The organism is Methylorubrum zatmanii, from assembly GCF_014845115.1.
Lineage (GTDB): Bacteria > Pseudomonadota > Alphaproteobacteria > Rhizobiales > Beijerinckiaceae > Methylobacterium > Methylobacterium zatmanii.
Window position 1 is genome coordinate 1 of record NZ_NKUI01000314.1, and the last position, 8,445, is coordinate 8,445.

Consider the following 8,445-nt stretch of genomic DNA (forward strand, 5'->3'; position numbering starts at 1 on the left):
GCCGAGACGCAACCCGCCCTCATCAAGCGGATGCCGTCTCAGGGCCGGATTTTACAAAAGCCACATCCGATCCGCTCACCGATCAGGTCCGGCATGGACCGGGCAAGTAGATTGCGCGCAGATCGACTGGGAAGAACCTGCCTCATCTGACTTGCAAGGCAGGTTAAGTTGCACAAAGGCAACACTACAAAATGTTTCAGTCCAATCGGGATTAAGTGCACAAGGTTCAGGCTTTTACTCTTTAGGTAATTGTGTATCCTCTCAAGAAATATTTCAGCAGCCCGTGAATCGATCCCGACCGGTCGCTGCCACCAGCTTTGAACCGGAGTGCCCACCATGAAGAGAGTATCCGTCATCCGGGCCCTGATCGCGGCCGGCGCCCTCTGGTGCGCCCCGGCCGGAGCGGCCGATCTTCCCGCCCCGAAGGAGATGCCGCCGGAGGCGAAGGCGCCCGATCCGCTGATCGGCTTCTCGTTCTTCTCGCGCTACGCGACCGACTATAATTTCCGTGGCGTCTCGCAATCCAATCTGCAGGGCAGCTACCAGACTTATTTCGAGGCGAATTTCTTCAACAACTTCTTCTACACGGCAATGGCGACGCTTCAGACGCGCCTGCCGACCCAACCCGCCTTCGAGTTCGACCTGATGGCCGGCATCCGACCGACCTGGGACAAGTTCACCTTCGATCTGGGCATCCTCTACTACTTCTATCCGAACGAGACGCGGCTCTTCGGCTTCGATGCCGCCAACAACCCCTTCCCGATCACCCAGGCGAATTCCGACTTCTACGAGGGCGCGGCCAAAGTCCTCTACCAAGCGACAGATACGCTGGTCCTGGGCGCCAACGTCTACCATTCGCCGAACTTCTTCGGCACGCACGCCATCGGCACCTACGCCTCGGGCACGGCGGCCTATACCCTGCCGGCAACGCTGTTCTCCTTCCTGCCGGAAGCCTATGCCAGCGGCTTCTCGATCTCGGGTGAGCTCGGCTACTTCACCCTCGGCGCCGCCAAGACGTCGGCGACCGGTCCCTTCAATCCGGCGACCGGCCGGTTCCCCTCGCTCAATCTGGCAAGCTATCTCTACGGCAATGTCGGCGTGTCCTATGCCTACAAGAACCTGCTGCTCGACGTGCGCTACCACGACACCAGCCTGACGCCGTCCGAGTGCTTCAACTTCACCGGCGATTATCGCGGCTTCCTGAACGGCGGCACCTCCCGCTGGTGCGGCTCGGCCTTCATCGGCAGCATCACGTGGCAGGCCTCGACCGCCGCCCCCGGCATCTATGCCGAGCCGGGCGGGTTGCTCGACTTGTTCAAGTAGGGCCCCCATCGAAGGTCGCCGGCCCGCGGCCTTCGTCCACGCCCTGGATTTCCGCTGGGAATGCACAGGGCGTGAGTTGATCGAGCAGGCCGCGCTGCGGCGCGACCTCGGCGGCGCCGGACTGTTCCTGGCTCTCGAGCGGCCGGCCGAACCGCCGCTGCCGCGGGACGTCGCCGGCCGAACCGCGATCGCGCCGGGCAACGCCGCCTTCGGCTGCCGTCCGGTCTGTTTCCCCGGCTGCCCGCGACGGCAGCCGCATCTGGTCGTCGGCGCAGCTCATCACCTTCGACGGGGCGCCTTCGGTCACCGCGCCCGAAGATGCGGCCGGATGATCGTCAGCATGCGCTCGGCCGAGGTGCCGGGTGGGAAGAAGCCGAGATAGCCGCCCTCCCGGTCGATCAGATAGACGAAGGCCGAGTGCTCGATCGTATCGCCGCCGTTCTCCTGCCCGACCCTGCGGTAGAACACCTTGTAGGCCTCCGCCGCCCGCCGGATCGCCGCCTCGCTGCCGGTCAGGCCGATCAGGCGCGGATGGAAGCTCGGCACGAACTCCGCCAGCAGGGCGGGCGTGTCGCGGGCCGGGTCGAGGGTGACGAAGACCGGCTGGACCTCCTCGCCGGCCTCGCCGAGCAGGGTCAGGGCCCGGGCGATCTCCATCAGGTCGGTGGGGCAGACATCGGGACAGGCGGTGAAGCCGAAGGTGAGCATGAGCAGTTTGCCGTGGAAATCCGCCTCGGTGCGGGGCCTTCCGTCCTGATCGACCAGCGCGAACGGGCCACCGACCGGCTCGCGGTTCCACATCAGCACGTCCATCAGTTCGGCGGCCGAGCGGCGCGGCGGCTCCTGCGCCCGCGCCGGACCGGTCACGGCGAGGCCGAGCAGCAGCGCGGCTGCGATCGGCCTACGCACCGAAGGTGAGCCGGCTGCCCGTGGTCGGGACGATGACGTGGTCGGGCATCTGCGCCTGCGCCTCGAGGGCGAAGTTCAGGCCGCTGCAATGCATCGGGATGACGACATCGGGCTTGAGCGCCCCGATCTCCGCGACGACCTGGGTGAGATACTCCTTCGGCGCGGGGCCGAGATGGAAGCCGCCGACGATGGCGTGAACCTTCTCGATTCCCGACACGGCCTGCGCCTGCCGCACCGAGTTGACGATCCCGACATGGCCGCAGGAGCTGATGACCACGAGGCCCTTGCCCTTCACGTTGAAGCAGGTGGCATGTTCGTGGACATGCTCGTCCGGGATGATCTTCCCCTGAAGTTCGGCGGGGGAATAATGGCCGGCATCGCAGCCGAGCCCGTCCTTGATCCCGCGCTCCACGAAGGTGTTGGGCAGGATGCGCTCGATCGAGTTGCGCTGGATTGGCCCGGTGGTGAAGGCGTGGCCGGCCACGACGGTCGGCGCCTCGCACAGCACGGTCGCGATCCGCCGCGCGGCGAGTTCGCGCCGGTCGAGCTGGCCGAAATCGGTGAACTGTCCCTGCACGCCGCTCGGGCTCAGGCGATGGCAGAAATTGTCCTCGCCGCCGGCATAGAGCTTCAGGTCGGGAGAGAGGGCGTCGCGATAGCGGTCGAGGAAGCCGGTCAGGCCGCCGTAATGGTCGTGATGGCCGTGGCTGACGATCAGGGCATCGACCTTGGTGGGATCGACCTTGAGGATCTCGATGTTGTTGAGCAGCGCCTCGGGGCTGTAGCCGAAATCGAGCAGGATCGTGCGGGCGTCTTCCCCCGCCTTCGATTCCGCGAACAGCGACAGGCCCCACTGGTTGTGCAGCACCTTGCGATAATCGGCCCCGCGACCATTGCCCGGTGGCTGATGCAGCACGCCCTGAACGGTCGATGGCTTCAGAAACTGGTCGTGCGCCGAGTCGATCAGGACGCGCAAGCTCAAGCTGTCGACGGCCGGGATCGCGAGCGGCGCGGCGCGCGCGACCTCGACGCAGGAGAAGCCGGCCGCCGATCCGGCCGCCAGCGCCGCGGAGATCTTCAGAAATCCGCGCCGGTCGATCATGCCCGCCATGTCACCGCCCCATCCTGTACTTTGTATGCATCCTAGAACAAAACTTCCGGGATAGAATTCCATTCTTCACGGGCTTTACGAAACATTCGTTCCATCAATTCTCCCGTCGCGAGAGAATTCATGGAATGCGAGGCCAGCATCGGGAAGAAGCGCACGTCCGCGGCCGCTGCAGCCCAGCGCACGATCCCGCAAAAAGCTTCGACAGCCTGCGCAAACCTTCTCCCGACCGCGGCAGAGTCCGGGCGAATGCGCTCCGAAAGCCCGTTCTTTAAAAAGAACAATCCCGTTGACTTGAAGAACGACGGCGGACACCCTGGCGGTGTCGGACAGGCACGGGCCGCGTCGCCCCGCTGAGGCCGACGAAGACGGGAGTTCCAAGAACGATGGCGTTTCGACCCCTGCACGATCGTGTGCTGCTGCGCCGCGTCGAGAGCGACGAGAAGACCAAGGGCGGCATCATCATCCCGGATACCGCCAAGGAGAAGCCGCAGGAGGGCGAGGTGGTCGCCGTCGGGCCCGGCGCCCGCGACGAGCAGGGCCGCGTCAACGCCCTCGACGTGAAGGCCGGTGACCGGGTGCTGTTCGGCAAGTGGTCCGGCACCGAGGTCAAGATCGACGGCCAGGATCTCCTGATCCTCAAGGAGGCCGACATTCTCGGCGTGATCGCCGCCTGAGCGAGACCTGCCGAGCGAGACCTGGATTCATCTGAAACAAGGAGGATCGGAATGGCTGCCAAAGACGTGAAATTCTCGGGCGATGCACGCGAACGGCTGCTGCGCGGCGTCGATATCCTCGCCGACGCGGTGAAGGTGACGCTGGGCCCGAAGGGCCGCAACGTCGTGATCGAGAAGAGCTTCGGCGCGCCGCGCATCACCAAGGACGGCGTCACCGTCGCCAAGGAGATCGAGCTGGAGGACCGCTTCGAGAATCTCGGCGCCCAGCTCGTGCGCGAGGTCGCCTCGAAGACCAACGATCTGGCCGGCGACGGCACCACCACCGCCACGGTGCTGGCCCAGGCCATCGTCCGCGAGGGCGCCAAGGCGGTGGCGGCCAACTTCAACCCCCTCGACCTGAAGCGCGGCATCGACCTCGCGACGACGACCGCCGTCAAGGACATCACCGGCCGCGCCCGCAAGGTCACCTCCTCCGAGGCCATCGCCCAGGTCGGCACGATCTCGGCCAACGGCGACGCGGAGATCGGCCGCCTCATCGCCGAGGCGGTCGAGCGGGTCGGCAACGAGGGCGTCATCACCGTCGAGGAGGCCAAGACCGCAGAGACCGAACTCGACGTCGTCGAGGGCCTGCAGTTCGACCGCGGCTATCTCTCGCCGTATTTCGTCACGAACACCGAAAAACTGATCGCCGAACTCGACGATCCCTACATCCTCATCCACGAGAAGAAACTGTCCTCGCTCCAGCCGTTGCTGCCGGTGCTGGAGGCGGTCGTCCAGTCGAGCCGTCCCCTGCTGATCATCGCCGAGGATGTCGAGGGCGAGGCTCTGGCGACCCTCGTCGTCAACAAGCTGCGCGGTGGCCTCAAGGTCGCGGCGGTGAAGGCGCCGGGCTTCGGCGATCGCCGCAAGGCGATCCTGGAGGACATCGCCATCCTCACCAACGGCCAGACCATCTCGGAGGATCTCGGCATCAAGCTCGAGAACGTGGCTCTCCCGCTGCTGGGGCAGGCCAAGCGCGTCCGCATCGACAAGGAGAGCACCACCATCGTCGACGGCGCCGGCGAGAAGCCGCAGATCGACGCCCGCGTCGCGCAGATCAAGGCGCAGATCGAGGAGACCACCTCGGACTACGACCGCGAGAAGCTGCAGGAGCGCCTGGCCAAGCTCGCCGGCGGCGTCGCGGTGATCCGCGTCGGCGGCGCCACCGAGGTCGAGGTCAAGGAGAAGAAGGACCGCGTGGACGACGCCCTCAACGCGACGCGGGCGGCGATCGAGGAAGGGATCGTTCCGGGCGGCGGCACCGCGCTGCTGCGGGCCAAGGCGGTCGTCTCGGCGTTGAAGAGCGACAACGCCGATGTGAAGGCCGGCATCAACATCGTGCTCAAGGCGCTCGAAGCCCCGATCCGGCAGATCGCCGCCAATGCCGGGGTCGAGGGGTCGATCGTGGTGTCGAAGGTCATCGAGAACGGCTCCGAAACCTTCGGCTTCGACGCACAGACCGAGACCTATGGCGACTTGATCGAGGCCGGCATCGTCGATCCGGCCAAGGTCGTGCGCACGGCGCTGCAGGATGCGGCCTCCGTGGCCGGTCTTCTGGTGACGACGGAGGCCCTGGTCGCCGACCGGCCGAAGGAGAAGGCGCCGCTGCCCGCTCCGGGCGGACCGGATTTCTGATCCGCCCCGGCGGGGACCGGCGGCCGCGCTCGCCCGCAATCACTGCCGAGGCGCGGGAACGCCGCCTCGGCACGCCCGCATCGTGCCCGGAACTTGCATTCCGGCCGATGCGTCAACGCACCCTCATGTCCAAGGTGATCCCGATTCGAAGAGGTGGATGCATGGCCGCGTCAACGGATTTCCGACGCCAGATCGAAGGTTACAGCCTCACGACCGCCGAGATTCTCTATCATCTTCCGGATTTTCCGCACCTTCTCCAGACGTTCGTCTGGCAGCGATACGATCTCTTCCCGCAATTTCCCGAACTGAAGCGGTTCCTGGCCTTCTGGCAGGACAGGCTGGACGGGCCGCTGCACTCGGTTCGGGTCATGCATGACCGCCTGATCAAGCCGGCGGAGCTGCGGACGATTTCCGGCGAGTTCTCGTTGCACTGATACGCCATCCGCTTGATCGGAGCGGGTCCCGTATCGGCGGCCCATGCGGCGTTCCGCGTGCGGTAGTGTGTGCTGCTGATGGGTCCGTCGCTGTGCGCGGGTTTTCCGTCGCCGGCCGACGACTTTGTTGAGAACGCCCTCGAGCTGCCGCGCTGGCTCGTGCCGAACCCGCCGGCCACTTTCCTCTGGCGCATTTCCCGGCGATTCGATGCGCGATCCTGGGATCTTCGACGGGATCTCGCCTGCGTCGAACGCAGCTTAAAACCCGACCACGGCAGCGTCGTCGTGGCGGCGGTCGACGGCGAAATGTCGATTAAGCGCATGGTGGTCGAGGGCAACACGGCTCGGCTCTCCGTCGACAACCCCGAGTTGCCCGTGTTCGCCACGGAGGAACTGGCCGAGGTCGACGTCTGGGGCGTGGTGCACTTCACTATCCGCTGGCACGCAGCCTGCGCCGGACAGGGCCGATGAGCGGCGCCGAGGCGCGCCTGCGCGATCGGATTGGGGGCGGCCGCGCCCTGGTGCTGATCGATGGCAATAGCCTCTACTGCTCGTGCGAGCGCGTGTTCGACGTCAAGCTCGCCCGCGTGCCGGTGATCGTGCTTTCGAACAATGACGGCTGCGCGATCGCCAACACGCCCGAGGCCAAGGCGCTCGGGATCAAGATGGGGCGCATGTTCAGAATTGGTTTCATAAAATCGAATCATATGACAGGCCGAAGGTGCTGATGAGGCGTCCATAGGACCCGCCGTGAACTTCAAGTTTCGTGAAAGACTAGATAATGCTAGGTCCAGTTGTTACAAAATCTACTGAGCGGTTTTTTCTGAAATTGATCAGAGGGTTTCAAATAGAATTCTTAGCAAGAGACTCCCGGATGAAAAGTAAATGACGAAAACTGTCGAAAGATACTTCGATCCCGATGAGGATGAGGTTGTTTTTGCGCATATATTGCATAATTATAAATCTGAAATGGCATCAATGGGAGTTGATGATCGAATTGAAATAGTATCGTTCCCGCCAATCGTCGAAAAACGTGTATTTGCATCCGACATTGCCCTGATATTCAAATACACAGACAAAATTGGGAGAGCCAGAAAGCGCATTAATCCACTGCAAGCCAAAAAACTCTATCTTCCTTCTGGAAATCCTAGATATTCTATCGGCGACACGTATAACTTGACAGCGAAGTTTGGTGGCTTCAATAGCTCACAAAATAAAATATTGAGAATTATCGATCAAATATAAAGAGCAAACGTCTGTAGGTATATGTATTATATGCCGCCTACAAGAGGTTTTTGCCTGAAAGACTGCTCCACTATTATTTGACTTCAAACGGCAATCTATAAAGATAGCTGGAGATCAAATTTCGAATTAGCGATTCGTGATAAACTTATTGAGTGCAAGGGAGATTTGAATTCTGGGGTTTGGGTCGGTTCAATTTATAATGTTCCGGCGCGCGCGAGGGATTTATATGCAAGCGCCTTTTCTAAAACAGTTCCATTTTCATGGTATGCAGTTGCAAGCTTGGGGTTATGCGATTATCGACTGGACGGAAGAAAATTTAACAAAGGAAAATATTTATTTCCTCTTGAGATAAGCTGCGACGCTATCGTTCCTTATGATAGCCAGGATCATGACGATCAGCCGGAGGACATTGATTCATTTGAAGGTGCTGTGTTGGGAAACCAGGAACTTATAAATAGACTGAACTCTGAAATCAGGGAAAGATCTCCTAGTATATTGGAAATTGGCGAATTTCAGGCATTCGCCAAGGCTGCTATAACCATAGAGCTCCACTCTCCAATGCGACGCCCAGAGTTCACTCCCTTACCGGTGATGTCGTCGTACGACAGCGATTATTCGGCTGGGCAAAAGCCAAAGAGATAGTCTTTTGCATCACAATGAGGTCGGGCTTGCCCATAGAGACAGACAGGTGGTAGCCGCAGTGGCGGGCGGCAGCGGGGCGAGCGGCACGAAGGCCGGCGGGGCGGAGGACGTCCGGGCCAGCTGCTCGGCCAGCACGGCGCGCCGCCAGCGGAACAGCAGGCTGGCTCGCCCGCACCGAAGGCTGCCCCGGCGCTCAGCGTCGCGGCGATTGCAAAGCTCCTGATAGCGGAATCGATCGCGAGCTATCCCGGCAGCTGCGCCTGTCCCTACCAGACCAACCGCGGCGGCCGATCCTGCGGGCGCCGTAGCGCTCATTCGAGGCCGGGCGGCTACTCGCCGCTATGCTACCCGGCTGACATCACCTCCGAGATGGTCGCGAACTATCGAGCGGGCCACTGATTGCACAGTCTTTGCTGTCAATCGGCGTCCAATC

10 protein-coding genes and 1 pseudogene are annotated in these 8,445 nt (G+C 62.4%); 8 read left to right on the plus strand and 3 right to left on the minus strand.

The genetic code is table 11. The annotated features are described in order from the left end of the window. Positions 1-336 precede the first annotated feature (336 nt). A complete protein-coding gene (locus MZTS_RS24185; RefSeq protein ID WP_246482265.1) occupies positions 337-1,323 on the plus strand; it encodes a TorF family putative porin in 987 nt (328 codons plus the stop codon). On the opposite strand, the gene MZTS_RS24190 is transcribed toward MZTS_RS24185, so the two are convergent. Genes MZTS_RS24190 through MZTS_RS24200 form a run of 3 tightly spaced genes read right to left on the minus strand, consistent with a single transcriptional unit; the run spans position 1,316 to position 3,343 of the window. Beyond that, on the minus strand, positions 1,316-1,630 hold the full coding sequence (locus tag MZTS_RS24190; RefSeq protein ID WP_192285842.1) for a hypothetical protein: 315 nt from the start codon (positions 1,628-1,630) through the stop codon (positions 1,316-1,318). The genes MZTS_RS24185 and MZTS_RS24190 overlap by 8 nt on opposite strands. Then, positions 1,627-2,232 (minus strand): SCO family protein, encoded by a 606-nt coding sequence (locus MZTS_RS24195; RefSeq protein WP_343068854.1) that lies wholly within the window; start codon positions 2,230-2,232, stop codon positions 1,627-1,629. The genes MZTS_RS24190 and MZTS_RS24195 overlap by 4 nt, the downstream gene beginning before the upstream one ends. Next, the gene (locus MZTS_RS24200; protein WP_009865653.1) at positions 2,225-3,343 is read right to left on the minus strand and encodes an MBL fold metallo-hydrolase; all 1,119 of its coding nucleotides are present in this window, start codon (positions 3,341-3,343) and stop codon (positions 2,225-2,227) included. The genes MZTS_RS24195 and MZTS_RS24200 overlap by 8 nt, the downstream gene beginning before the upstream one ends. Before the next feature lie 383 nt (positions 3,344-3,726). On the opposite strand from MZTS_RS24200, the gene groES reads away from it, so the two are divergent. The 7 genes and pseudogenes from groES (at position 3,727) to MZTS_RS24235 (ending at position 8,012) form a co-directional block, all read left to right on the plus strand. Next, positions 3,727-4,017: a co-chaperone GroES gene (gene groES, locus MZTS_RS24205; protein ID WP_192285844.1), complete on the plus strand. Its 291-nt coding sequence runs from the start codon at positions 3,727-3,729 to the stop codon at positions 4,015-4,017. A 51-nt stretch (positions 4,018-4,068) separates the two neighbouring features. Then, on the plus strand, positions 4,069-5,691 hold the full coding sequence (groL, locus tag MZTS_RS24210) for a chaperonin GroEL (protein ID WP_192285846.1): 1,623 nt from the start codon (positions 4,069-4,071) through the stop codon (positions 5,689-5,691). A gap of 161 nt (positions 5,692-5,852) precedes the next feature. Continuing rightward, positions 5,853-6,125, plus strand: coding sequence for an usg protein (locus MZTS_RS24215; protein WP_192285848.1), 273 nt, complete (start codon positions 5,853-5,855; stop codon positions 6,123-6,125). 78 nt (positions 6,126-6,203) lie between these two features. Continuing rightward, positions 6,204-6,596: a LexA family protein gene (locus MZTS_RS24220; RefSeq protein ID WP_246482266.1), complete on the plus strand. Its 393-nt coding sequence runs from the start codon at positions 6,204-6,206 to the stop codon at positions 6,594-6,596. Then, positions 6,593-6,796: pseudogene (locus MZTS_RS24225) on the plus strand (Y-family DNA polymerase); the annotation flags it as partial. The gene MZTS_RS24220 and the pseudogene MZTS_RS24225, both read left to right, overlap by 4 nt. Positions 6,797-7,010: 214 nt before the next feature. After that, complete coding sequence (locus MZTS_RS24230; protein ID WP_192285850.1) at positions 7,011-7,370, plus strand: hypothetical protein; 360 nt, start codon at positions 7,011-7,013, stop codon at positions 7,368-7,370. 165 nt (positions 7,371-7,535) lie between these two features. Beyond that, complete coding sequence (locus tag MZTS_RS24235; RefSeq protein ID WP_192285852.1) at positions 7,536-8,012, plus strand: hypothetical protein; 477 nt, start codon at positions 7,536-7,538, stop codon at positions 8,010-8,012. Positions 8,013-8,445 lie beyond the last annotated feature (433 nt).